This is a genomic window from Pseudomonas sp. LBUM1652, from assembly GCF_059716105.1.
In genome coordinates, this window is sequence record NZ_CP166804.1 from 4707817 (window position 1) to 4731349 (window position 23533).

Annotated in this window: 23 protein-coding genes and 5 tRNA genes; 9 read left to right on the forward strand and 19 right to left on the reverse strand. The window is 57.6% G+C overall.

Features of this window, described 5'->3' with window-relative positions:
• Positions 1-247: 247 nt before the first annotated feature.
• A complete protein-coding gene (locus ACA069_RS21200; protein ID WP_187680891.1) occupies positions 248-3142 on the forward strand; it encodes a ribonucleoside-diphosphate reductase subunit alpha in 2895 nt (964 codons plus the stop codon).
• A 166-nt stretch (positions 3143-3308) separates the two neighbouring features.
• On the opposite strand, the gene flgE is transcribed toward ACA069_RS21200, so the two are convergent.
• The 6 genes from flgE to ACA069_RS21230 all read right to left on the reverse strand — a co-directional run bounded on the left by flgE (position 3309) and on the right by ACA069_RS21230 (position 8385).
• Positions 3309-4622 carry a flagellar hook protein FlgE gene (flgE, locus tag ACA069_RS21205; protein WP_497615150.1) on the reverse strand — a complete coding sequence of 438 codons (1314 nt, stop codon included), beginning with the start codon at positions 4620-4622 and terminating at the stop codon, positions 3309-3311.
• A 30-nt stretch (positions 4623-4652) separates the two neighbouring features.
• The gene (gene flgD / locus ACA069_RS21210) at positions 4653-5372 is read right to left on the reverse strand and encodes a flagellar hook assembly protein FlgD (RefSeq protein WP_401271937.1); all 720 of its coding nucleotides are present in this window, start codon (positions 5370-5372) and stop codon (positions 4653-4655) included.
• Between the two features lie 15 nt (positions 5373-5387).
• Positions 5388-5831 (reverse strand): flagellar basal body rod protein FlgC, encoded by a 444-nt coding sequence (gene flgC, locus ACA069_RS21215; RefSeq protein ID WP_187680888.1) that lies wholly within the window; start codon positions 5829-5831, stop codon positions 5388-5390.
• A gap of 3 nt (positions 5832-5834) precedes the next feature.
• Positions 5835-6245: a flagellar basal body rod protein FlgB gene (gene flgB / locus ACA069_RS21220; RefSeq protein ID WP_187680887.1), complete on the reverse strand. Its 411-nt coding sequence runs from the start codon at positions 6243-6245 to the stop codon at positions 5835-5837.
• A gap of 333 nt (positions 6246-6578) precedes the next feature.
• Positions 6579-7406 carry a protein-glutamate O-methyltransferase CheR gene (gene cheR / locus ACA069_RS21225; protein WP_463555402.1) on the reverse strand — a complete coding sequence of 276 codons (828 nt, stop codon included), beginning with the start codon at positions 7404-7406 and terminating at the stop codon, positions 6579-6581.
• A gap of 46 nt (positions 7407-7452) precedes the next feature.
• Positions 7453-8385 (reverse strand): chemotaxis protein CheV, encoded by a 933-nt coding sequence (locus ACA069_RS21230; protein WP_103304087.1) that lies wholly within the window; start codon positions 8383-8385, stop codon positions 7453-7455.
• 82 nt (positions 8386-8467) lie between these two features.
• On the opposite strand from ACA069_RS21230, the gene flgA reads away from it, so the two are divergent.
• From flgA to ACA069_RS21250, 4 genes are all read left to right on the forward strand, one after another.
• Positions 8468-9229, forward strand: coding sequence for a flagellar basal body P-ring formation chaperone FlgA (gene flgA, locus ACA069_RS21235; protein ID WP_187679262.1), 762 nt, complete (start codon positions 8468-8470; stop codon positions 9227-9229).
• 160 nt (positions 9230-9389) lie between these two features.
• Positions 9390-9716 carry a flagellar biosynthesis anti-sigma factor FlgM gene (flgM, locus tag ACA069_RS21240; RefSeq protein WP_187679263.1) on the forward strand — a complete coding sequence of 109 codons (327 nt, stop codon included), beginning with the start codon at positions 9390-9392 and terminating at the stop codon, positions 9714-9716.
• A 48-nt stretch (positions 9717-9764) separates the two neighbouring features.
• Positions 9765-10232 carry a flagella synthesis protein FlgN gene (locus tag ACA069_RS21245; protein ID WP_401271939.1) on the forward strand — a complete coding sequence of 156 codons (468 nt, stop codon included), beginning with the start codon at positions 9765-9767 and terminating at the stop codon, positions 10230-10232.
• An 88-nt stretch (positions 10233-10320) separates the two neighbouring features.
• Positions 10321-11067 carry a flagellar brake protein gene (locus ACA069_RS21250; RefSeq protein WP_401271940.1) on the forward strand — a complete coding sequence of 249 codons (747 nt, stop codon included), beginning with the start codon at positions 10321-10323 and terminating at the stop codon, positions 11065-11067.
• A gap of 65 nt (positions 11068-11132) precedes the next feature.
• Here ACA069_RS21250 and ACA069_RS21255 read toward each other — a convergent pair whose 3' ends face one another.
• The 5 genes from ACA069_RS21255 to ACA069_RS21275 form a co-directional block, all read right to left on the reverse strand.
• A complete protein-coding gene (locus ACA069_RS21255; RefSeq protein ID WP_401271941.1) occupies positions 11133-12509 on the reverse strand; it encodes an MFS transporter in 1377 nt (458 codons plus the stop codon).
• A gap of 69 nt (positions 12510-12578) precedes the next feature.
• Positions 12579-13820 carry a glutamine synthetase family protein gene (locus ACA069_RS21260; RefSeq protein ID WP_489879129.1) on the reverse strand — a complete coding sequence of 414 codons (1242 nt, stop codon included), beginning with the start codon at positions 13818-13820 and terminating at the stop codon, positions 12579-12581.
• Between the two features lie 201 nt (positions 13821-14021).
• Positions 14022-14714, reverse strand: coding sequence for a sensor histidine kinase (locus ACA069_RS21265; protein ID WP_497615151.1), 693 nt, complete (start codon positions 14712-14714; stop codon positions 14022-14024).
• Entirely contained in the window at positions 14711-16315 is a 1605-nt protein-coding gene (locus ACA069_RS21270) for a response regulator (protein ID WP_497615152.1), read from the reverse strand. The genes ACA069_RS21265 and ACA069_RS21270 overlap by 4 nt, the downstream gene beginning before the upstream one ends.
• A gap of 475 nt (positions 16316-16790) precedes the next feature.
• Positions 16791-16867 (reverse strand) — tRNA-Arg (locus ACA069_RS21275).
• 297 nt (positions 16868-17164) lie between these two features.
• On the opposite strand from ACA069_RS21275, the gene ACA069_RS21280 reads away from it, so the two are divergent.
• Together ACA069_RS21280 and ACA069_RS21285 are read left to right on the forward strand one after the other, a co-directional pair.
• A complete protein-coding gene (locus ACA069_RS21280; RefSeq protein WP_305439312.1) occupies positions 17165-17392 on the forward strand; it encodes a hypothetical protein in 228 nt (75 codons plus the stop codon).
• A 20-nt stretch (positions 17393-17412) separates the two neighbouring features.
• The gene (locus ACA069_RS21285) at positions 17413-17592 is read left to right on the forward strand and encodes a PA3371 family protein (protein WP_401271944.1); all 180 of its coding nucleotides are present in this window, start codon (positions 17413-17415) and stop codon (positions 17590-17592) included.
• Here ACA069_RS21285 and phnN read toward each other — a convergent pair.
• Positions 17567-18136, reverse strand: coding sequence for a phosphonate metabolism protein/1,5-bisphosphokinase (PRPP-forming) PhnN (phnN, locus tag ACA069_RS21290; RefSeq protein ID WP_497615153.1), 570 nt, complete (start codon positions 18134-18136; stop codon positions 17567-17569). The genes ACA069_RS21285 and phnN overlap by 26 nt on opposite strands.
• A 388-nt stretch (positions 18137-18524) precedes the next feature.
• Between phnN and ACA069_RS21295 the strand changes: the two genes are divergently transcribed.
• A complete protein-coding gene (locus tag ACA069_RS21295; RefSeq protein WP_003178899.1) occupies positions 18525-18851 on the forward strand; it encodes an Arc family DNA-binding protein in 327 nt (108 codons plus the stop codon).
• 113 nt (positions 18852-18964) lie between these two features.
• Here the strand turns inward: ACA069_RS21295 and mgtE are convergent, their stop codons facing one another.
• Positions 18965-20407 (reverse strand): magnesium transporter, encoded by a 1443-nt coding sequence (gene mgtE, locus ACA069_RS21300; protein ID WP_187679273.1) that lies wholly within the window; start codon positions 20405-20407, stop codon positions 18965-18967.
• Positions 20408-20728: 321 nt separating this feature from the next.
• Between mgtE and ACA069_RS21305 the strand changes: the two genes are divergently transcribed.
• On the forward strand, positions 20729-21247 hold the full coding sequence (locus ACA069_RS21305) for a cell envelope protein SmpA (RefSeq protein WP_401271947.1): 519 nt from the start codon (positions 20729-20731) through the stop codon (positions 21245-21247).
• A gap of 19 nt (positions 21248-21266) precedes the next feature.
• Here the strand turns inward: ACA069_RS21305 and ACA069_RS21310 are convergent.
• The 6 genes from ACA069_RS21310 to ACA069_RS21335 all read right to left on the reverse strand — a co-directional run bounded on the left by ACA069_RS21310 (position 21267) and on the right by ACA069_RS21335 (position 23516).
• A tRNA-Arg gene (locus ACA069_RS21310) sits at positions 21267-21343 on the reverse strand.
• 71 nt (positions 21344-21414) lie between these two features.
• Positions 21415-21491 (reverse strand) — tRNA-Arg (locus ACA069_RS21315).
• 71 nt (positions 21492-21562) lie between these two features.
• A tRNA-Arg gene (locus ACA069_RS21320) sits at positions 21563-21639 on the reverse strand.
• A gap of 107 nt (positions 21640-21746) precedes the next feature.
• Positions 21747-21837, reverse strand: a tRNA-Ser gene (locus tag ACA069_RS21325).
• 62 nt (positions 21838-21899) lie between these two features.
• Entirely contained in the window at positions 21900-22088 is a 189-nt protein-coding gene (csrA, locus tag ACA069_RS21330) for a carbon storage regulator CsrA (protein WP_002554426.1), read from the reverse strand.
• A gap of 186 nt (positions 22089-22274) precedes the next feature.
• Positions 22275-23516 carry an aspartate kinase gene (locus tag ACA069_RS21335; RefSeq protein WP_007919332.1) on the reverse strand — a complete coding sequence of 414 codons (1242 nt, stop codon included), beginning with the start codon at positions 23514-23516 and terminating at the stop codon, positions 22275-22277.
• Positions 23517-23533: the final 17 nt, after the last annotated feature.

Consider the following 23533-nt stretch of genomic DNA (forward strand, 5'->3'; position numbering starts at 1 on the left):
ACCGTTTTTTTAGCTCCAAATGGCAAAGAACGGTATGGGTGTTGCAGTCATTACTGTCACCCGGGAAGGAATCCGGTTCGAGCGCAGGCTCGCAACCAAAACTTCGGCAGGGACGCGGCGATGTAGCCTTTTTCCTACTGCTCCGAAGTTGTTAGGCCGACGCTCGTCGGTTGTAGTGCTTCGGGACAGAACGGTGAGCACCATGATGGTGCTCAAACAAACATAGAGAATGTGGAGACAATCCCCCATGCAAACCGACACAACTCGCGAGAACCCGCAGGGCACCTTGCCGCAGGCCGCCGATTCGAATTCGGATCTGGCAGCTACCGCGCCTGGTCAACTGCGCGTGATCAAGCGCAATGGCACTGTCGTTCCTTACACCGATGACAAGATCACCGTCGCTATCACCAAAGCGTTTCTCGCAGTTGAGGGCGGCACCGCTGCCGCCTCGTCGCGAATCCACGACACCGTTGCCCGTCTGACCGAACAAGTCACCGCGACCTTCAAGCGTCGCATGCCTTCGGGCGGCACCATCCACATCGAAGAAATCCAGGACCAGGTCGAACTGGCCCTGATGCGTGCCGGCGAGCAGAAAGTCGCTCGCGACTACGTGATCTACCGTGACGGCCGTTCGAAAGAACGCGCTGCCCACGCGCCGGCCGAAGAAGCGGTCAACGCGCACCCGTCGATCCGTATCACCCGTGCCGACGGCAGCCTGGCGCCGCTGGACATGGGCCGCCTGAACACCATCGTCACCGAGGCCTGCGAAGGTCTGGAAGAAGTCGACGGCGACCTGATCCAGCGCGAAACCCTGAAAAACCTGTACGACGGCGTGGCCCTGACCGACGTCAACACCGCTCTGGTGATGACCGCCCGTACCCTGGTTGAGCGTGAGCCGAACTACTCGTTCGTGACCGCCCGCCTGCTGATGGACACCCTGCGTGCCGAAGGCCTGAACTTCCTCGAAGTCGCCGAAAGCGCCACCCATCACGAAATGGCCGACCTGTACGCCAAGGCCCTGCCGGCCTACATCGCCAAAGGTATCGAGTTCGAACTGCTGAACCCTGTGCTGGCCACCTTCGACCTGGAAAAACTGGGCAAGGCGATCAACCACGAGCGTGATCAGCAATTCACCTACCTGGGCCTGCAAACCCTGTACGACCGTTACTTCATCCACAAGGATGGCGTGCGTTTCGAACTGCCGCAGATCTTCTTCATGCGCGTGGCCATGGGCCTGGCGATCGAAGAGAAGAACAAAGAAGACCGTGCGATCGAGTTCTACAACCTGTTGTCGTCCTTCGACTACATGGCCTCGACTCCAACACTGTTCAACGCCGGCACCCTGCGTCCACAGCTGTCGAGCTGCTACCTGACCACCGTTCCGGATGACCTGTCGGGCATCTACCACGCGATCCACGACAACGCCATGCTGTCGAAATTCGCCGGTGGCCTGGGCAACGACTGGACGCCTGTCCGTGCTTTGGGTTCGTACATCAAAGGCACCAACGGCAAGTCGCAAGGCGTTGTTCCGTTCCTGAAAGTCGTGAACGACACCGCTGTAGCCGTTAACCAGGGTGGCAAGCGCAAAGGCGCTGTGTGTGCCTACCTGGAAACCTGGCACATGGACATCGAAGAGTTCATCGAGCTGCGCAAGAACACCGGTGATGATCGTCGTCGTACCCACGACATGAACACTGCCAACTGGATCCCTGACCTGTTCATGAAGCGTGTCTTCGATGACGGCAAGTGGACCCTGTTCTCGCCATCCGAAGTACCGGACCTGCACGACCTGACCGGTAAAGCCTTCGAAGAGCGTTACGAGTACTACGAAGCGCTGTCCGAGTACCCGGGCAAGATCAAGCTGTTCAAGACCATCCAGGCCAAAGACCTGTGGCGCAAAATGCTGTCCATGCTGTTCGAAACCGGCCACCCATGGCTGACTTTCAAAGACCCGTGCAACCTGCGTAGCCCGCAGCAGCACGTCGGCGTGGTTCACAGCTCGAACCTGTGCACCGAGATCACCTTGAACACCAACAAGGATGAAATCGCTGTTTGCAACCTGGGCTCGATCAACCTGCCGAACCACATCGTCGACGGCAAGCTGGACACCGCCAAGCTGCAACGCACCGTGAACACCGCCGTGCGCATGCTCGACAACGTGATCGACATCAACTACTACTCGGTGCCGCAAGCGAAGAACTCCAACTTCCGTCACCGTCCGGTAGGTCTGGGCATCATGGGCTTCCAGGACGCTTTGTACCTGCAGCACATCGCCTACGGCTCCGACGCTGCCGTCGAGTTCGCAGACAAGTCGATGGAAGCGGTCAGCTACTACGCGATCCAGGCGTCCTGCGACCTGGCCGACGAGCGCGGCGCGTACGAGACCTTCAACGGTTCGCTTTGGTCCAAAGGCATCCTGCCGCTGGATTCGCAACAGATCCTGATCGAACAACGCGGCCAGAAGTACATCGACGTTGACCTGAACGAAACCCTGGACTGGGCACCGGTTCGCGCCCGTGTACAGAAAGGCATTCGTAACTCCAACATCATGGCCATCGCACCGACCGCGACCATCGCCAACATCACTGGCGTATCGCAGTCGATCGAACCGACCTACCAGAACCTGTATGTGAAATCGAACCTGTCGGGCGAATTCACCGTGATCAACCCGTACCTGGTTCGCGACCTCAAGGCTCGCGGTCTGTGGGACTCGGTCATGATCAACGACCTGAAGTACTACGACGGTTCGGTTCAGCAAATCGAGCGCATCCCGCAAGAACTCAAAGAGCTCTACGCGACCGCGTTCGAAGTGGACACCAAGTGGATCGTTGACGCGGCCAGCCGTCGTCAGAAGTGGATCGACCAGGCCCAGTCGCTGAACCTGTACATCGCCGGCGCATCGGGCAAGAAACTCGACGTGACCTACCGCATGGCTTGGTACCGTGGTCTGAAAACCACCTACTACCTCCGTGCCCTGGCCGCGACCAGCACCGAGAAGTCGACCATCAACACCGGCAAGCTGAACGCTGTATCCAGCGGCGGCAACCATGGTGATGATTCGGTTCTGGCAGCTCCGGCCGGTCCCGCTCCAGTGCCAAAGGCTTGCGCGATTGACGAGCCGGATTGCGAAGCTTGCCAATAAGCTGAGCCGGTGAGAGCTGCAAGGCGCTGACCTGAAAACCCCCGATCAGTCCTCTGGATTGTCGGGGGTTTTCTTTTGCCTGCCTTTTAAGATCTTTTGATCCTGATTCCACCAGGCAAAAAAAAGCCCCTCTCACGAGGGGCTTCTTATGCAGCGCCAACCAGCATCAAGTCATCTGAATGATGGTCTGCATGATGGTGCTCTGGGTGGAGATGGTCTTGGCGTTCGCCTGATAGTTGCTCTGCGCCTTGATCAGATCCACCAGCTCATTGGTCAGGTTAACGTTCGACTCTTCCAGCGAGTTCGACACGATCGAACCCAGCGTACCGGTCTTCGGCGAATCAACCCCGGCCACACCCGACGCGAACGTCTCCTTCCAGCGCGTGCCGCCAATCGGCTGCAGACCCTGCTCGTTGGCAAAGCTCGCCACCGCCACCTGACCAATCGCCTTGGTCTGCTGGTTGCTGAAGTTAGCCGTCATCACACCGGTCGAATCGATGGTCAGGCTGGAGATCTGGCCAGTCGCATAACCGTCCTGATATTGCGCAGTACGCGCGGTCGGAGCGTTATAGGACGTGGTCAACGCGGTGTTGAACGCGATACCGGTCGAGTTGGCATCGGAACCGTTCGGCCCCCAGGTCACTGGCGAGGTCGTCGCGTTGGTCACCACACCTGGAATCCAGCCGCTCATGGTCAGGGTGTTGCCGGTTTTGGTCCAGCCAGCGCCAGCCGTCAGGGTCGCGATGGAACCATCTGAGTTGAACGTGAGGTCGTGAGTCATCGGCACCAGGGTGTTGTTGGCCGGATCCGATGGAGTACGACCATCCATGTAGGTGTAGACGCTCCAGGCATTGGTACCCGTTTTCACGTAGTACTGATCCATGCGGTGCTCGTTACCCTGAGTGTCATAGACCGGCGTGGAAATCAGCTTGTTATAGCTGTTCAGATCGGTCGGACTGAACGGCGCCACGGTTGGCTTGGTGTCTTCCGAGTTCAGGTTCATGGTCTGGTCGATCTTGGACGTCGCGTTCGGCTTGAGGGCCGACGTGTCGATCTTCAGGTCAGTCAGCACGCCGGTCATGATCTTGCCGTTGGCATCGACGCCATAGCCTTGCAGACGGTTACCGTTGTTATCGACCACGTAGTTTTCAGCGTCGGTCTTGAATGCACCGGCGCGGGTGTAGCTCAGGGAACCGTTGTCGCTGAGGATGAAGAAACCGTTGCCCTGGATACCCATGTCCAGCACGTTGCCGGTGTTGTTCACATCACCTTGGCCGAACTGCTGGGAAACGTTGGCCAGACGCACGCCGTTACCGACGGTTTTGCTACCGGTACCCAGGCGAGTGGCCGAGTACACGTCTTCGAATTCTGCACGGGACGATTTGAAACCGGTGGTCGCAACGTTGGCGATGTTGTTGCCGGTCACGTCCAGTTGCTTGTTGGCAGCATAGAGACCGCTAAGGCCGATATTGAAAGACATATTCCACTCCTTTGTGCCGGTTAGTCGGCTCTATATACCAATGGTTTGTACTTTGGACAGCGCAACGCTGCCCAGGCCCGCCAGGTTCAGCATCAACTCACCGCCGGTCTGGCTGATGGTCACGCTGTTGACGGTCGCTGGCAGGTAAGTCACCAGCGAAGTGGCCTTGCCGTCGTAAGTGGCGCTGGCGGTGAACGTGTAAGTGCCCGCCTTCGCGACCGCACCGGAAGCGTCCTTGCCGTCCCAGATGAAGCTGGCGTTGCCGGCTTTCTGGGTGCCCATGTCGATGGTGCGCACGACTTTGCCATCGGCATCTTTGATCGAGAGCGAAACTGCGCCGGAGGCCGGAACCACGACGGTGCCATTGAGGCTTTTGCTGGTGTCGACTACAGCCTTGTCGGTCTGCGCGATGACCGAACGGCCAACCAGCGACGACGCCTGCAATGCTTGCGAGGAGTTGTAGTTGCCGGCAATGCCGGTGACGGTGTCGTTCAGCGTAGTGATGCCTTCCAGGCTGCTGAACTGCGCCAACTGAGCGACGAACTCGCTGTTGTCCTGCGGATCGAGCGGGTTCTGGTTCTTCAGTTGGGTGACCAGCAGTTGCAGGAAGGCATCTTTGCCCAAAGCCTGCTTGCCGGTGGCGCTGTTGGTGGCCGCAGCCAGACCATCAGTGGTCGTCCCGGTCTTGACCGAAGAATTGGCCAGAACGTCTTTGATGCTTACGCCGCTGGTGGAATCGGAAACACTCATGGCAGTCGCCCCTTATTACTGACCGAGGGTCAGTACCTTCTGCATCATGGTTTTGGCGGTGTTCATCATTTCGGCGTTGGTCTGGAAGGAACGGCTCGCGGAAATCATGTCAGCCATTTCTTCCACCACGTTGACGTTCGGGTAGTAGACGTAGCCTTTGCCGTCAGCGGCCGGATGGTTCGGCTCGTAACGCGCTTCGAGGTTGCTCTGGTCTTCGACCACACCGAGTACCTGCACGCCTTGACCGGCCGCATCCTGGCTCTGGAACAGCGAGTTGCTGCCGCTGTTCTGGCCACCCTGGAACATGGTGGCGAACACCGGGTGACGGGCGCGGTAGGTCTGGTCGATGCTCGAAGAGACGGTTTCGGCGTTGGCGATGTTCGAAGCCACGGTGTTCAGACGCGTGGTTTGTGCGCTCATGCCGCTACCGGCAATGTTGAAAACGCTGGACAGGGACATGGATTACTCTCCGCGCAGGGCTGATACCAGCCCTTTGAATTTGCTGTTGAGCAGCGTGAAGCTGGCCTGGAAGCCGACGGCGTTTTCCGCGTAATTCGACTGTTCCAGTTGTGCATCCACGGTGTTCTGGTCGATCGACGGTTGCATCGGCGTGCGATACATCAGCGACTCGTCGCCGTTGCCCAGTCCTTCAGCCTCGATGTGACGGCTGTTGGTCATGTTCAGGGCAAACGTGCCACCGCTCTTGGTTTTCTCGGTCTGTGCTTCGAGCACTTTGGAGAATTCCAGATCCCGCGCCTTGTAGTTCGGGGTATCGGCGTTGGCGATGTTGTTGGCCAGGACTTCGGCACGCTGGGCGCGGAAGCCCAGGGCTTTTTCGTGAATGCCGAGCGCTTTATCGAAGCTGATGCTCATGTCGGGAACCTTCGGGTGACCGGTTTTTCGTAACTGAGCTTTAGCAAGCGGCGTGCCAATGCGAGAAGTCCCCGTAAACCGGGGCTTTGCCGGGCATCGGCAAAGCGGCAATGCCAGAAAAGCGGCAACCGGTTTCCGCCAGATGCCGCTTTTCTGCCGCTCTCAGCCCTGCCCTTGCCCTGTAGGAGCTGCCGAAGGCTGCGATCTTTTGATCTTCAAAAACAAAATCAAAAGATCGCAGCCTTCGGCAGCTCCTACATGAAGCAGAATCATCGGGCATAAAAAAACGGGAGGCTTTGAGGGCCTCCCGTCTTTTTTGTGTTGCCGATGCAATCATTTCGCCTGGTAAATGATCCCCGGGCTGCACTGGACCATCTGGTAATGATCCGGCAAACCGTTCAGCGCTTCGGAAGCGCCAAGGAACAGATAACCGCCCGGCTTCAACGTGCTGTGAATGCGCAACAGGATGTCTTTCTTCACCTCGGCGGAGAAGTAGATCAGCACGTTGCGGCAGAACACGATGTCGAACTTGCCCAGCGCGGCATAGCTGTCGAGCAAGTTGAACGAGCGAAACTCCACCCGGTTCTTGATCGGCGCCTTGATCACCCAGCGTCCCGGCCCTTTCGGGTCGAAGTAACGCTGCAAACGATCGGCAGACAAACCCCGCCCGATCGCCAGGCTGTCGTACTCGCCGGTCTTGCAATTGTTCAGCATGAGGCCGGACAAGTCCGTGGCAACAATCTGCACGCCCATCTTCAACTGGCCGAGGTTGGTCCGCTCGAACTCGTCGATCGACATCGACAGCGAGTACGGTTCCTGCCCCGACGAGCAGGCCGCCGACCAGATCCGCAGACGCTGGTTGGGGCTGGCCTTGATGGCCTCGGGCAGCACCTTGTTCTTCAAGACTTCAAACGGATAGGTGTCACGAAACCACAGGGTTTCGTTGGTCGTCATGGCATCAACCACCTGCTCGCGCAAACCGCTGCGCGGCTGGGTCTGGATGCGCTGGACCAGCTCACCCAGCGACTTGATGCCTTGCTGCTCCATCAGTTTGTTGAGACGGCTCGAGACCAGGTACTGCTTGTTTTCACCGAGCAAAATGCCACAGGCTTTTTCCAGGAAGACCCGGAACTGTTCGAAATCCAAATTACCCGTAGACAATGATGCCGCCTCTTAAATCGTGTTGACCGCCAGGGACAAAAGGCCCCTAGCTGATATCTGCTGCTTTGATCCGGTCGACTACCCGGGATGCCAGGTCATCAGGACGGAATTTGGCCAAAAAGTCATCGGCACCGACTTTCTTGACCATCGCCTGATTGAATACCCCCGACAACGAAGTATGCAGGATGATATGAAGCTTTTGCATGCGCGCGTCGCCGCGGATTTCCGCCGTCAGGGTGTACCCGTCCATCTCCGGCATCTCGATGTCGGAGATCATCATCAGGAACTCTTCTTCCGGCTTCTTGCCCTCGTCGACCAGCTTGCGCAGGTAATCCAGCGCCTGCTTGCCGTCGTTCAACGCCACCACTTCGACGCCGATCGTCTGCAGGCAACGCGTGACCTGCTTGCGCGCCACCGACGAGTCATCGACGGTCAGCACCCGCAGCGACAACGCCTTGGTCTGGGTCTCGACATCAACCACACCCACCGAAATCGCTTCCGGCGTTGGCGCAACTTCGGCCAGTACCTTCTCGACGTCGATGATTTCGACTAACTGATTGTCCACCCGAGTCACAGCGGTCAGGTAATGATCGCGACCCGTGCCCTTGGGCGGTGGATGGATCTCTTCCCAGTTCATGTTGACGATGCGCTCCACCGAGCGGACCAGGAATCCCTGGGTCTTGGTGTTGTACTCCGTGATGATCACGAACGGATTTTTCTTGTCTTTCAACGCCCCGGAACCGGTCGCCATTGCCAGATCAAGGATCGGAATGGTCGCCCCCCGGATATTCGCCACCCCGCACACGACAGGACTGGACTTGGGCATCAACGTCAGCGACGGGCATTGCAGCACTTCCCGCACCTTGAACACGTTGATTCCATAGAGCTGCTGGCCGTCGAGACGGAACAACAACAGCTCCAGGCGATTCTGCCCTACCAGTTGCGTGCGCTGGTTCACCGAATCCATTACACCAGCCATGCCCAGACTCCTACACCAACGCCAAGTGTTGTTGCGACGCACATTCATTGCTAAACGGCACGGCGCTTGCTTTTTAACTCGTATGAACGCTCAAACGACATTTTTCCGACGCCTGACATCTCCCCTTCGCAGAGGGCTTTGCGCGGTGTCCGCCGTTTGCTTCTTCTTCGCCGGCAGCCCTGCCATTGCTGATGCGGTTACCTTGCCTGACATGCTTATCGGCGTCACTCAGGGCTTTCTTGAGTTCACCGTAGAAGACTATCTGGCAACCAGTCAAACGGAAGGCCGCTACGAAATCGAAGTCAACCAGCTCGACCCCCGTATGCGCATGCCTATGTGCGACAAGGAATTGACAGCGTCTCTGGAGAGTCCGGCACGTCCGCTGGGCCGGGTAACCGTGAAGGTTCGCTGTGAAGGCGCCTCGCCCTGGACGGTGTTCGTGCCCGCTCAAGTCCGCCTGTTTCGCGAGATTGTGACCACCACCCGACCGCTCAAACGCGCCGGGATAATCGAACCTCAGGACGTGACCTTGCGCGAGCGCGACGTCAGCGTGATCAATCAAGGTTTCTTGACGTCGGTGGACGAAGCGATCGGGCAAAAATTAACCCGACCAACGGTCGCTGATCAGGTCATTACCCTGGTGCATCTGGAACAGGCCGAAGTCGTGCGCAAGGGTGATCAAGTGGTCATCACCGCCCGCAGCGGCACGCTCGCCGTGCGCATGCCCGGTGAAGCCCTGGCCAATGGCGGCCTGAAAGAACAGATCCGGGTGAAAAACCTTAACTCCCAACGAGTCATCAAGGCGCAGGTCACCGCGCCGGGCCAGGTGGAAGTGGCCATGTAAAACGCTGATGAGAAAACTGGCGCGGACCCCGTCGCTTCCCTAAACTGTGCCGCAGCAGGACACGCGCCGGCGCATGCAAGCTCATTGATAAATGGGCCTAAAGTTTTCCAGGGGATGGCCGAAAACATGGCAAGCGTCCAAATTCCCAGAGGTTTTTATCATGGTCATCGATTTCAGCCGTTTGAACAGCTCCTCGTCACTTACGGGCAGTACACGTACCAGCAACGCCAAGGAAACCGCCGAAACCGGCACCTCCGCGCCGCTGAATACCCAGGCCGAATCGGCCAGTACCGCAAAGAGCGGGGAATCGGTACACCTCAGCAATGAGGCTCAACAGTTGCAGAAGGTCACTGACAAGCTGCGCGATCAACCTGCTGTCGACAAAGCCCGTGTGGCCGAGTTGAAAGCCGCGATTGCCGATGGCAGCTATAAAGTCGACAGCAACCGTGTAGCCAGCAAACTGCTCAACTTCGAAGCCCAGCGCTAGGCTTTTGCCTGCGCCAGGCTTTTGGACGCTTAAAACCCAAGGCCAGCCATGCACGACACTAATTTACTGCAACTGATCATCGACGACTTTGCTCCAGCTCAACAATTGCTGGAGTTACTGCAAACCGAATCCCTCGCCTTGCACGGTCGCGACATGCCACTGCTGGAAGAAATTCTGGCGCGCAAACAGGCATTGATCATTCTGCTTGAACAGCATGGCCGCAAACGCAGCGAAATCCTCGCCAGCCTCAACCTGCCGACCAATCGGCAGGGTCTTGAGCAACTCGCCAGCCAGTCGAGCATCGGCGAGCAGTTGCTCAGCAAGAGCGACTTGTTGACTGACCTCATCGCCCAATGCCAGGCGGCCAACGTCAACAATGGCCAGTCGATCCAGGTACAGCAGGCCGCCACGGCCAATCAGCTGAAAATCCTCAACGGGGGCGAACCGCCAGCGCTGTATGACGCCAGCGGCACTTTTGCCAAACCCGCCAAGCCGCGTACATTCAGCCAGGCATGAGCCGTTGATGCGCCAGCCCTATCAACTCGCGAAACATACTGGCAAAATACTGGCCAGTCGTCATATTTTGTCTGGAGAGTGATAAACCGTGTCCAACACGCTAAGCGCGGATGATGCTCCGCAGCCCCCAAAGGTGCTCACCACGCCACTGGAAATCTCCAGCAACCTGCGCCAGCTGCAAGATAGCCACGACCCGCTGATCATCACGTTCCATGAACGCAGCCAGCGTTTCCAGACCTACCTGATCAAAGTCGACCGCGACACCGCATCAATGGCTCTGGACGAAATGATCCCGCGCGATGGCGAGCGCTTCCTGCTCGCCGGCGAACCGTTCAAGATCGAAGGTTTTCATGAAGGTGTACGCATTGCCTGGGAATGCACCGGCACGCTGAACATCGAAGAATCCGACGGCGACCGCTTTTACACTGGCGAACTGCCGACCGAGGTGGTTTACCACCAACGCCGCAACGCCTTCCGCGCCGCATTGAAGCTGACCGACCTGGTCGGCGTCGAACTGGGCGGTGAAAAGCTCAAGGCGCCAATCAACGGCAAGCTGCTGGATATTTCCGCCACCGGTTGCAAACTGCGCTTTGAAGGTGACATCACCGAGCGCCTGCAACTGGGCCAGGTCTACGACCGCATGATCGCCCCGCCGCTGTTCGGCAATCAGCCTGTATCCGTAGAACTGCGCTATCTGCACTTCGAAGAAAAACTCAACATCACGTTTGCCGGTCTGCGCTTCCACAACATCAGTGGTCAGGCGGCACGTAACGTTGAACGCTTCGTCTATCAGTTGCAGCGTGAAGCACGGCGTTTCGATAAAGACGACATGTGATTCGAACATGCAAATGAAAAGGGCAGTCCTTGGCGGGACTGCCCTTTTTTACTTCCGACGATGCTTCAAGGCCTGGCGCCACTGATATCCGGGGTGGGTTTGTCGCTGTCGTCATCCGGACTTTCTGCCGGCTCAGACTCCGGTTCTATCTCAGGTTCTGGTTCTGGTTCCGGCGTGACCGTATTCTGCATCTGCTCCTGCACCACCTGCTCATCAACACGCGGGTCGAGGGCCGCCACCAGCGGCGAGCTGGACATGCTGTCCGGCATTGCCACGTGATGCAGCGGCGCGTCGTCGACCTGATGCAGATTGGTGACGGCTTTCGGCCGTATCCGCCATACCAGCACCAGCGCAAAGAAGCTGAAGAACGCGTACAGGCTCTGACTGCCGAAGAATTTCATCAACACACCAGCGGCCAGCGGGCCGATACTGGCGCCAACCCCGTAAGTCACCAGCAACATGGCCGTCAGCGACACCCGGCGATCACCCTCTACGTGGTCGTTGGAAAACGCCACCGCCAGCGGATACAGACAGAACTGCACCAGCGAACAGAGGAAGCCGACCACAAACAGCACCTCCAGCGGCACCTGCGGCAGGATCGCCAGTGGCAAGGCCGCCACCGCGAGAAACCCGGCGAAGCAGCGGATCAAAAGCGCCCGATCATAGCGATCGGACAACCAGCCCAGCGGCCACTGCACCAGCAATCCGGCAAAAATGCAGCTACCCATGAACAGACCGACCTGCTCGGTCGACAGCCCCTGCTGCGAGGCATACAGCGGCGCCAGACCATAGAACGAGCCGATGATCAGACCCGCACCGAGCACCGTGCTCAACGATTGCGGCACACGCTTGATGAAGAAACGCGGCTCCATCGGTGCCGGATGCAGCGGCGCCGGGTGAATCCGCCGGGTCAGCGTCACCGGTACCAGACACAGCGCAAAGCACAGGGCGACCAGCATCAGCAGTTCCAGGCCCAGGCCCGGGTGCATGACCAGAATCAACTGACCCAGCACCAGCCCCAGATACGAAGCGATCATGTAGCCGCTGAACACCAGGCCGCGCTGATTGGCGTCGGCCTGCTCATTGAGCCAGCTCTCGATCACCATGTACTGGCACATCATGCCCAGACCGACAATCGTCCGCAGCACCAGCCACGCCGGCAGCCAGTCCACCAGACCGTGGCCCAGCACCGCCGCGCCGACGATCCCGGCACACGCGGAATATGCACGGATATGCCCAACCCGGGCGATCAGCCGGTGGCCGATCTTGCCGCCCAGTACCAGACCGAAATAGTTGGCCGCCATCAGCGCACCGACCCACAGTCCATCGACATTGTCAGCGGCCAGGCGCAAAGCCAGATAAGTAGACAAAAGGCCCGAGCCGATCAACATCATCAGCGAGGCGAAATACAGCGCTCGAAAGGATTTCCAGATTTGGCGCATCGGCGTTCCGAGCGGCTCCTTGCAGTGAATATCGGGCTACCAAAACGATAGCCCTATGGCGACGGTTCGTCAGGCCTGGGCTGCTAGAACACGCCGTTCCCAGGGAGTTATCTCATCAAAGAAGCTGGTCAACTCCATGGTCTTCGAAGCGATGTAGCCTTCGATGAACTCCTGTCCGAACAGTTCCCTGGCCAATTGGCTACGTTTCAGACGTTCGAGCGCGGCATGCAAGGTACACGGCAACGAAAGATTATCCGGCACCGCGAACTCGCCCTGAATCGCTTCGCTCGGTTCAAGCTCATGCTCGATCCCATGCAAACCCGCGGCCAGACTGGCGGCGATCGCCAGATATGGGTTGGCGTCAGCGCCCGGCAAACGGTTTTCGACCCGACGGGCAACCGGCGAACTGGCCGGAATCCGCAGCCCTGCAGCGCGGTTATCGTGCGACCAGCAAGCGTTATTCGGCGAAGCGTACGGGTGACACAGACGCTGATAAGAGTTCACATTCGGTGCAAACAGCGCGGTGAAGTCGGCCATGCCCGCCTGCTGCCCACCTATGAAATGGCGGAACATTGCGGTCGGCTCACCTTTCTCGTCACTGAAAACGTTCTTGCCGGTAGCAATTTCGACGATGCTCTGGTGAATGTGCATCGAACTGCCCGGCGTGTGCGCCAGCGGTTTGGCCATGCACACCACGGTCAAGCCATGTTTGAGCGCGACTTCCTTGAGCAGATGCTTGAACAGGAACGTCTGATCGGCCAGCAACAGTGGATCACCGTGCAACAGGTTGATCTCGAACTGGCTGACGCCCATCTCGTGCATGAAGGTATCGCGCGGTAAACCGAGGGCCGCCATGCATTTATAAACTTCGCTGAAAAACGGCCGCAGACCGTTGTTGGAGCTGACGCTGAAGGCTGACAAGCCATCCTCGCGGCGGCCGTCGAGGCCAACTGGCGGGCGGAACGGTTGAGTCGGATCGGTGTTCGGGGCGAAAACAAAGAATTCCAGCTCGGTCGCCACCACAGGCGCCAGGCCTCGCGCCGCGTAACGGGCGATCACTTTTTTGAGCTGGCCACGGGTCGACAGGTTGGAGCTCTCGCCGGTCAGTTCGTCGGCATCGCAAATCGCCAGGGCGCGTGGCTCGTCGCTCCATGGCAAAGGATGAATCTGCCCAGGGTCGGCGACCAATGCGAGGTCGCCATCATCGCTGCCGTAAAACCGCGCCGCAGGATATCCACCCATGATGCATTGCAGCAGCACTCCCCGCGCCAACTGCAAACGCCGCCCCTCTAGGAAACCTTCGGCGGTCATCACCTTGCCGCGCGGTACGCCATTCAAATCCGGCGTGACACATTCAATCTCATCAATGCCCGTCAATCGCTGCGCGAGTGAACACTGGCCATCGGTTGTCATGACGCAATCCTTGTTGTTGTGCGAGCCGCGAACGGCGACCCGAACAAAATAGGCTCCGCCTGTTCGGAATATCAAGCGGCGTCATGCAAAAAGCCCGCATCACGGCAGGTAGAGACTGAATACCCCACCGCCCAGCGGGCCGCCGTTATGGATTTCCGTGCGCCCTTCAACACCATTGCGTTGATGCAACGCCGCAATACGAGCCGCGAAATACAATCCGAGGCCGGTGCTGCCGCTGCTGTGATTGATGCCTTGCACGTAATCGGCCTGACGTTCGAGCATCTCGGCCGGGTAACCGTCGCCGTCATCGTTGATGCTCAACACCAATTGCCCGGCCTCGTCACTGACGGTGATCAGCAGCGACTCACGGGCATAACGAATGGCGTTGTTGATGCAGTTACCCAGCACCGACGCGATCAGTTCACGGTCGAAGAAACCCAGCGGGCTTAGCGGATCGACTTCATACGTCGCGACAATTGCGCGACTGGCGAACACCTCTTGATGCGCCGCCAGTTGTGCTTCGATGAAATCATCCAGTTCGTGATAGGCCGGTTGCAGCGGCATCTGGTTGACGCCGAGCTTATACAGCCCGAGCAACTGCACCAGCATGCCGTTGAGGTGGGCGAACTCGAAGTCGATCACGCCCTGCTCCGTGCCGGAGCGCAGCTCTTGGGGCAAGCGCGCCAGCCATTGGCTGTGGGCTTGCATCAGCATGGCCAGCGAGTTTTTCATGTCATGAACGGTGGAGGCGATCACCGTGGAAAAATCCAAAGCCGGATCAGAGTGGTTCATTCGCCAAACGCCTTGCTTTTCAGCTTCTGATAACGCGAGTAACGCGCGTCGGTATCGGGCATCAGGCCAACCAGTTTCAGGCAGGCCCGACATTCTTCCAGTTCCGCCGACAGCACACTGGTGTCGGTGCCGTGCAGCAGCGACTGAGCCATGTTCAGCGCGATACTGATGTTCTTCGGTTGCATCTTCAGCGCCTTGCGGAACACCTCGCGGGCCTCCACCAGGTTGCCGGTCTTGTACACGCGCACGCCTTGACGGTTGAGGTCGGCGGCGGCATTGCTCGAACTGAGAATCGTCGGGTCATCGGTGAGCTTGGCGATGTCTTTCATCACCGCCGGATCGTCGCCGTAGATTTCCGCACAGCTCTTGAGCATCGACGTGCCCGCCTCAGCCTGACCGAGCATCTGCAACTGTTTGGCGACGAGCAGCGCCGCTTCCGGACTCATGAACTGCTCCATGCCGTCGAGACGCATCATTGCCTGCTCGGTAAGCTTGTCGGCGGTTTCGGCATCGTTGAGCAGCAGGCTGGTGGCTTTCATCAAACGCGCACGAATCTGCAAACCGGGGTCGCTCGGGTTCTCTTTGGCCACGGCGCTTAGGGTGGTGTTGATCTCCAGACGCGTGCGCGTATCGAGACCGCGCTCACTGCCTTTGCTGATCAGCGCATGGGCCAGGCCGAGATTGCTTTCCGGATCTTTGAAGCGCGACTGCGCGCCCTGCGACACAGCTTGGCGATAAGCCCGCGAGGCGGTATCAAAATCTTCGTTAGCCATCGCCAGCTTGCCGAGCAAGGCCTGCCGGCGCACGGCCAGCGGCGACAGGCGAATCGCCTCTTCCAGCACCCGCTGCGCGCCTTTGGTGTCGCCCTCGGAAACCAGCACATCGGCCATGCCGTCATACAGCGCCGGCATCATCGGAAACACCTTCAAGGCTTTTTCGTAGACACCTTTGGCCTGCGCCACTTGCCCACGCTTGAACAGCAGTTTGCCCAACCCGGCAAACGCCCACGGCAACGGTCGGTCAGCGATGATGCTGTCGTAGAGACGTTCCAGTGCTTCGTTCTGGTTCATGTCGCGCAAGGCATCGGCGCGGTAGCGCAGGCACAGCGGCGAATAACGGATGTCCTGCTTGCACAGAGCGATGCAGGCGTTAAGCACCTCGGCCGGCTTGCCACGGTCGAGGGCTTGCAGAATCGGTTTGAGCAACGTCTTGCGCTGCTCCAGACGCTCCAGCCGCTGGGCCAGGCCGGAACGGTTGAACGGTTTGGTCAGGTACGCATCCGGCTCGTGCTCCAGAGCACTGAGCACCATTGCCTGACTGGTTTCGGCCGTCACCATGACAAACACGGCTTCGTGGCTGATGAGCTTTTCCGACATCAGGTCTTCAAGGACCTGCTGGCCGTTCTTCTTGCCATCGCCGAGATGGAAATCCTGCAGGATGAAATCGTAGGACTTCTGCGCACACATCTTCAGCGCCTGCTCGCCGGTGTCGGCGGTGTCCACGTCCTTGACCCCCAGCTCGCGCAACATCGAGCGCACGGAACTGCGGAAATCCGAGAAATCATCGACGATCAGAAAACTCTTTTGGTGATACGACAGCATCGAGGATTTCCAGGCAATTGAAGTAGATGAACCGAGGCAAAATTCAGGCGCGCAGATGATAGCCGCCGGCCAAATGCCATCAAGCGATTTCGCTCGAGTCTGAACTCACCGTTTGGGTTATCGGCCAGAAGTGGCGTTCTCTGAAGCGGGCGCTTCAAGATTCCTCTCACTGCGATTACCCTGCGCGCCTGCCCACATTTCAATACAAGGCTGACCTCGTGTACATCAAAGGACGCTAGATCGTGTCCGCCTGTGCGCTGCTGTTTATCCAGCACGTAGCGGCGGCCGGAATGGACTGCACAAAAGCTTCGAAGGCCGAGGTAAGCACTTCGATTGGCAAGTTCGAGGAGAACGGTGACAACTAGCCAAATGACAAGGCGCGCGCTGCCAACAGCAATCTGAAGCTGGAAACATACGGCTTGCAAAAAGCCCCGGTGCAATCGAAATTGCACCGGGGCTTTCTGTTTGAATTTGATGGTGTCCCAGGGCAGGTTCGAACTGCCAACCTTCCCCTTAGGAGGGGGATGCTCTATCCAATTGAGCTACTGAGACACGGGGGTTGTCACGGGCTGAACGCTGCGCGACGGACGGCGTGCATGTTAACGGCCGAGCCCTGATTTGTCATGTCGTACGAGGGGGTTTTTAAGTGTAGGCAGGCACCTTGCAATGCTGCGGGAAAATTTACCGTGCATTTTGCACTCCTGCAAAACGCCATCATTGCAGATTGCAACCCGAACCTCCCGAAAATCCCTTCCAAATGCTTGTTTTTAAAGGACTTAACAGCGGTTAGACTGTTGGCACGACGGCTGCTTTGTCTGTTCCATAGAAGAACAACCGGAGCACCGTCCCATGAACAGCACTCTCTTGCTTGCAAACGCAATCGCATTGGCCGTTTTGGTGGGCTTCCACTTTATCCCCGAGGGTGCTGAGCCGGTCGCCCAGCGCATGCCGCACTACTTGCAGGTGCAGAGGGCACCGCAGTTGGCGGTGTTGAGCGATCAGAGCTTCGCACCGCAAGCGGTCAGCGAACCTCAGCAGGCTTTGCCAGCACTTGCTACCGAACGTCTGGTTTTTTGAAATATCTTCAGGAGTACAGCATGTCCAAATCAGCAGCAGGATTTCTGATCCTCGCCTTATTGAGTGGCGTCGTGCATTTTTCGCTGTTCGAGGAAACCGAAGTCACCCTGCCCCTGGTTGGCTGCGGCGTGTTTGCGGTGTTGTTCGTGCTGGCACTGGTTGCCGGGCGCAGGATCAAGTTTGATCCGGTATTGCGTTGATTTTTACCCAATCCAGCAATTGATTGACGGCGTCAGTCAACGCGCCCGAGTTGTCGATCAGGTGAACAGGAGCATCACTTGATCTCCTGTCCTTGAACAACCCGTTGCGGGCAAGCCTTGCGTCGATCTGGTCAATCGTTTCTCGGCCGCGTCTGAGTAGGCGCTCACGCAATACGTCATCCTTCACCGTCAACAAAACCGGCAGCAGTGTCGGGTACCGCTCAAGCGCTTGGCGCAGGTTGGCGCGAGAGCCGTTCACCAATACATGCCTTCCGGCTTTCAACCATTCGTCCATTTCCACCGGGATGCCATAGGCAAGTCCATTGGCCTGCCATGCCAGGGAAAAATCACCGCTGCGTTTACGCTTTTCGAATTCTTCTGGCGTTACACAGATCGCGTCCTCGCCTACCGATTCGGCCGAGCGCGTGATTACCCGGCGCATCACTGAACAGTTCAATTCGCGCAGTGGCTCGCGCGCAGCGTCAATCAGGCTGTCCTTGCCTGACCCGGACGGTCCCATCAGATAAATAAGCCTGCCATCCATCTTGAAAACGCCCTCCAGCCTGCTTCAACGCTAGTAAATCGGCAAATTGCCACTATCCTGTACAGACAAGGATCACGGATCGAACGCCGCATAGGATGCACGTTCTGAGGTCTTCGGACATCAATTGATGTGTACCAGTAAGCGGACAATGATGCGGGCGAAGGCAAAGTTTTCAAACCAGTCCGCATTTCTGATAATTGGTGCTGGCATTACGCCTTTACCCGGATCAATATTTGTCACAGAATTGACGCCAATGATCTGGCAATTTTGAGGCATGATGCGGGCCTCTTAACAATTCAGGTTGAACCATTTGGCGCGGATGCTTGTCCTACCACACATCCTGCGGCCAATCCCGAGAACCGCTCCCCTGAACTAACCGGTTAAATATATGCGCCCATTGAAACAGGCAATTTATTCCAGCCGTACGGCTGACAAGTTCGTCGTACGTCTGCCAGACGGAATGCGTGAACGCATTGCCGAGGTGGCTCGCAATCATCATCGCAGCATGAACTCCGAGATCATTGCGCGCCTTGAGCAGAGTCTTATTCAGGAAGGTGCATTGGGCGAAGAGCTGAGCATGCGCCTGGACAGCCCCGAGCTGTCGTTGCACGAACGCGAGCTGCTGCAACGCTTCCGTCAGCTGTCTCACCGTCAGCAGAACGCATTGGTGTCCTTGATCGCCCACGACGCCGAAATGGCCGCAGACGCGTCCTGAGTCATACCGAGCATCTCAAGCCAGCATGATTGCTGGCTTTTTTTTGCCTGGAATTTGAGTTTTCGCGAACACAAAAAAGCCCGCCGATTGGCGGGCTTTTTGTTTACAGCCGATCAGAGCAGGAAGATGGTCGCCAAACCAAGGAAGATGAAGAAACCACCGCTGTCCGTCATCGCGGTGATCATCACGCTGGCACCCATCGCCGGGTCGCGGCCCATCTTCGCCAGGGTCATCGGGATCAACACCCCCATCAGCGCCGCCAGCAGCAGGTTAAGCGTCATCGCCGCCGTCATCACTACGCCCAGTGACCAACTGCCGTAGAGCAGGTAAGCGACCACACCGATCACCCCGCCCCAGACCAGACCGTTAATCAGCCCCACTGCCAACTCTTTGCGCATCAGGCGCGAAGTGTTGCCGGTACTGACCTGATCGAGCGCCATGGCGCGCACAATCATGGTGATCGTCTGGTTACCGGAGTTACCGCCAATACCGGCCACGATCGGCATCAAAGCCGCGAGCGCTACCAGCTTCTCGATCGAGCCTTCAAAAAGGCCGATCACCCGGGAAGCGATGAACGCTGTGATCAAGTTGATCGCCAGCCACGCCCAACGGTTGCGAAGCGATTTCCACACGGAAGCGAAGATGTCTTCCTCTTCACGCAAACCGGCCATGTTGAGGACTTCGCTTTCGCTCTCCTCACGAATCAGGTCAACCATTTCATCGATGGTCAGACGACCGATCAGCTTGCCGTTCTTGTCGACCACCGGGGCGGAGATCAAGTCGTAACGCTCGAACGCCTGAGCGGCGTCGTAGGCGTCTTCGTCGGGATGGAAACTCACCGGATCACTGGCCATGACATCGGCCACCTGCTTATCCGGATCGTTGACCAGCAGACGCTTGATCGGCAGCACACCCTTGAGCACACCGTCGTAATCGACCACGAACAGTTTGTCGGTGTGACCAGGAAGCTCTTTGAGACGGCGCAGGTAACGCAGAACCACCTCGAGGCTGACATCCTCACGGATCGTCACCATCTCGAAGTCCATCAGCGCACCGACCTGTTCCTCGTCATAGGACAGGGCCGAACGCACGCGCTCGCGCTGCTGGTTATCCAGACTCTCCATCAGCTCGTGGACGACGTCTCGCGGCAGCTCGGAGGCCAGGTCAGCGAGTTCGTCGGCATCCATGTCCTTGGCGGCAGCCAGGAGCTCGTGATCGTCCATGTCGGCGATCAGCGTTTCACGGACGGAATCGGATACTTCGAGAAGAATGTCGCCGTCGCGATCGGCCTTGACCAGTTGCCAGAGCGTCAGACGGTCGTCCAGCGGCAAGGCTTCAAGAATGTAGGCGACGTCGGCGGAGTGCAGATCATCGAGCTTGCGTTGCAGCTCGACCAGATTTTGCCGGTGAACCAGGTTTTCCACCCGGTCGTGATGCGCGCCTTCCTGGCGATGAGTCAGGTCTTCAACAACCCGTTGACGCTGCAGCAGCTCAACGACTTGAGCCAGGCGATCCTGCAGGCTTTCCTGTGTTTTCTTTACTTCGATTTCAGACATAGGCGAACTCCACTCCCAGCAGCGGGGCACGCCGGAAGGATCAATCAGTCAATTCATGATTGGTGAAACGGGTTACTGAGTAACTACTGGGTAAGTCCATGGAGGTATTCCATAAGCCCCGGCGGGGCTGACGGGCGCAATGATACACCGCCTGACGGTTTTAAACGTTAAAAAATCGCGGCCGAAACAAGCGCTTGCGAAACAAACCTGAGCGCTGTCCTGACCCATGCAGATGCGACGACTCATCCTGAAAAGAAAACACACCGGCAATGAAAAATGCAGCGACTACCCTTGAGCATAGATCGTCATGGAGGACGTCGAATGCCATCAAAAACCACTCGTTTTTTACTCACCAGCCTGCTTTGCCTGCCGCCCGCCGGGGCTGCGACCAGCCTTCATCGTTGCGAAGCGCCCGATGGCGGCATAACGTTTACCAGCATGAGCTGTGCACTCGGCGAGCAACTTTCAGTGCAGGAAGTACACCCCTATTTGCCCGGATCGGTTGTGGCAATCATGCCGGAACACAACCACGAAGAAATATCCGGTATGAAAACCAGAAGCGCAGAACCAGGCCTTGTGGGCGGAGTAGAAGACAAATGCGGCAACCTGATCGACGCCAGACAACGCCGCGAGGCAATCATCAATCAACGCGTGATCGCCGGCATGAGCCAGCAGGATGTTGAAAGCGCGCTGGGCAAGCCGGACAAGGTGAATATCCGGACTTCGACGACGAGCTATCGATACGACCTCAAGCGCGGCCGTAGTGCCCAAGTCGATTTCGACGAGAAGGGATGCGTGAAAGGAAAAGCCAAACCCCGGACAGCAAAAAGCCCGCGTTAAACGCGGGCTTTTTGGTATTTGGTGCACTCGACAGGATTCGAACCTGTGACCGCTCGGTTCGTAGCCGAGTACTCTATCCAGCTGAGCTACGAGTGCAATTGTGTTTTTAGACCAGATCACAACTGGCTGAAGCAAAGCTACCTGCATTGCTGCAACTAACTCTTAAATGGTGCACTCGACAGGATTCGAACCTGTGACCGCTCGGTTCGTAGCCGAGTACTCTATCCAGCTGAGCTACGAGTGCATTTGTGTTTTTAAACCAGATCACAACTGGCTAAAGCAAAGCCACTTATATTGCTATAAGTAACTCTTAAATGGTGCACTCGACAGGATTCGAACCTGTGACCGCTCGGTTCGTAGCCGAGTACTCTATCCAGCTGAGCTACGAGTGCATTTGTTGCGCCGCATTATAGCCCGTCTAATCTCTATTCCAACCACTTTTTCTAGTAAATTCAAGAACTTACCGAAAAAGCCAGATTACGACGTACTAAGCAAATAATGGCGGAGAACGGGGGATTCGAACCCCCGACACCCTTTTGAGGTGTACTCCCTTAGCAGGGGAGCGCCTTCGGCCACTCGGCCAGCTCTCCGCAACACGGGGCGTATCTTAACCAACCTTTTCCCCGTTTGCAAACATAAAAAACGATAAAAATTAATGGCTTGGTTCTTCGTCCTTCTCTTTCTTTATACGCAGGTAAATTTCCTCACGGTGCACGGCAACCTCTTTCGGGGCATTGACGCCGATACGCACTTGATTTCCTTTAACGCCGAGCACGGTCACGGTGATTTCGCCATCACCGATAATCAGGCTTTCTGCGCACCGACGAGTCAGAATCAGCATACCTTTCTCCTCACGCATTTCATTTCAGGGACAACAGTCTGCAAAAAAAAGGCACCCGACCTACAACCGGAGCGATCGTAGCCCTACATGCCTGAGTATTGACCAGCGCGAGCAAAAGAACAGTTCAGGGCTCGCGCCATTCAAAAATAAAGGGCGCGGTCAGACCGCGCCCTTCAAGAAACCGAATTACTCGCCCTGACGGGCCGGAGCATCCAGTTCGAAAGCCGTGTGCAGAGCGCGCACGGCCAGTTCCAGGTACTTCTCTTCGATCACCACGGAAACCTTGATTTCCGAGGTCGAGATCATCTGAATGTTGATGCTTTCCTTGGCCAGGGATTCGAACATGCGGCTGGCCACGCCTGCGTGGGAACGCATGCCGACGCCGACGATCGAGACCTTGGCAATCTTGGTGTCGCCAACCACTTCACGGGCACCGATCTCGCGAGCAGTGTTTTCCAGCACGGTCTGTGCGGCCTGGTAGTCGTTGCGGTGCACGGTGAAGGTGAAGTCGGTGGTGTTATCGTGCGCAACGTTCTGCACGATCATGTCGACTTCGATGTTCGCGGCACTGATCGGGCCGAGAATCTTGAACGCCACACCCGGGGTGTCTGGCACGCCACGGATGGTCAGCTTGGCTTCATCGCGGTTGAAAGCGATGCCGGAAATGATCGGCTGTTCCATGGTTTCCTCTTCATCAATAGTAATGAGGGTGCCCGGCCCCTCCTTGAAGCTGTGCAGTACGCGCAGCGGAACGTTGTACTTGCCGGCGAATTCCACCGCACGGATCTGCAACACCTTGGAGCCGAGGCTGGCCATTTCCAGCATCTCTTCGAAGGTAATCTTGTCCAGACGCTGAGCGACCGGCACCACACGCGGGTCGGTGGTATAGACACCATCGACGTCAGTGTAGATCTGGCATTCGTCAGCTTTCAGCGCAGCAGCGAGTGCCACACCGGTAGTGTCGGAACCGCCACGACCCAGCGTGGTGATGTTGCCGTGCTCGTCGACGCCCTGGAAACCGGCGACTACCACAACGCGACCGGCCTTCAGATCACCACGGATCTTCTGGTCATCAATCTGCAAGATACGCGCTTTATTGTGCGCACTGTCCGTCAGGATCCGCACCTGATTACCGGTGTACGACACCGCCGGCACACCGCGCTTGATCAGCGCCATGGCCAACAGGGCAATCGTCACCTGCTCACCGGTGGAAACGATCACGTCCAGTTCACGCGGAACCGGTTGTGTGTCGCCACTGATTTGCTTGGCCAGATCGATCAGACGGTTGGTTTCACCGCTCATTGCAGACAGCACGACCACCAGGTCATCGCCGGCATCGCGGAATTTCTTAACCTTGTCGGCGACCTGCTCGATTCTCTCGACAGTGCCGACCGAGGTGCCTCCAAATTTCTGTACGATCAAAGCCATTTCAAAGCCGCCTCTGC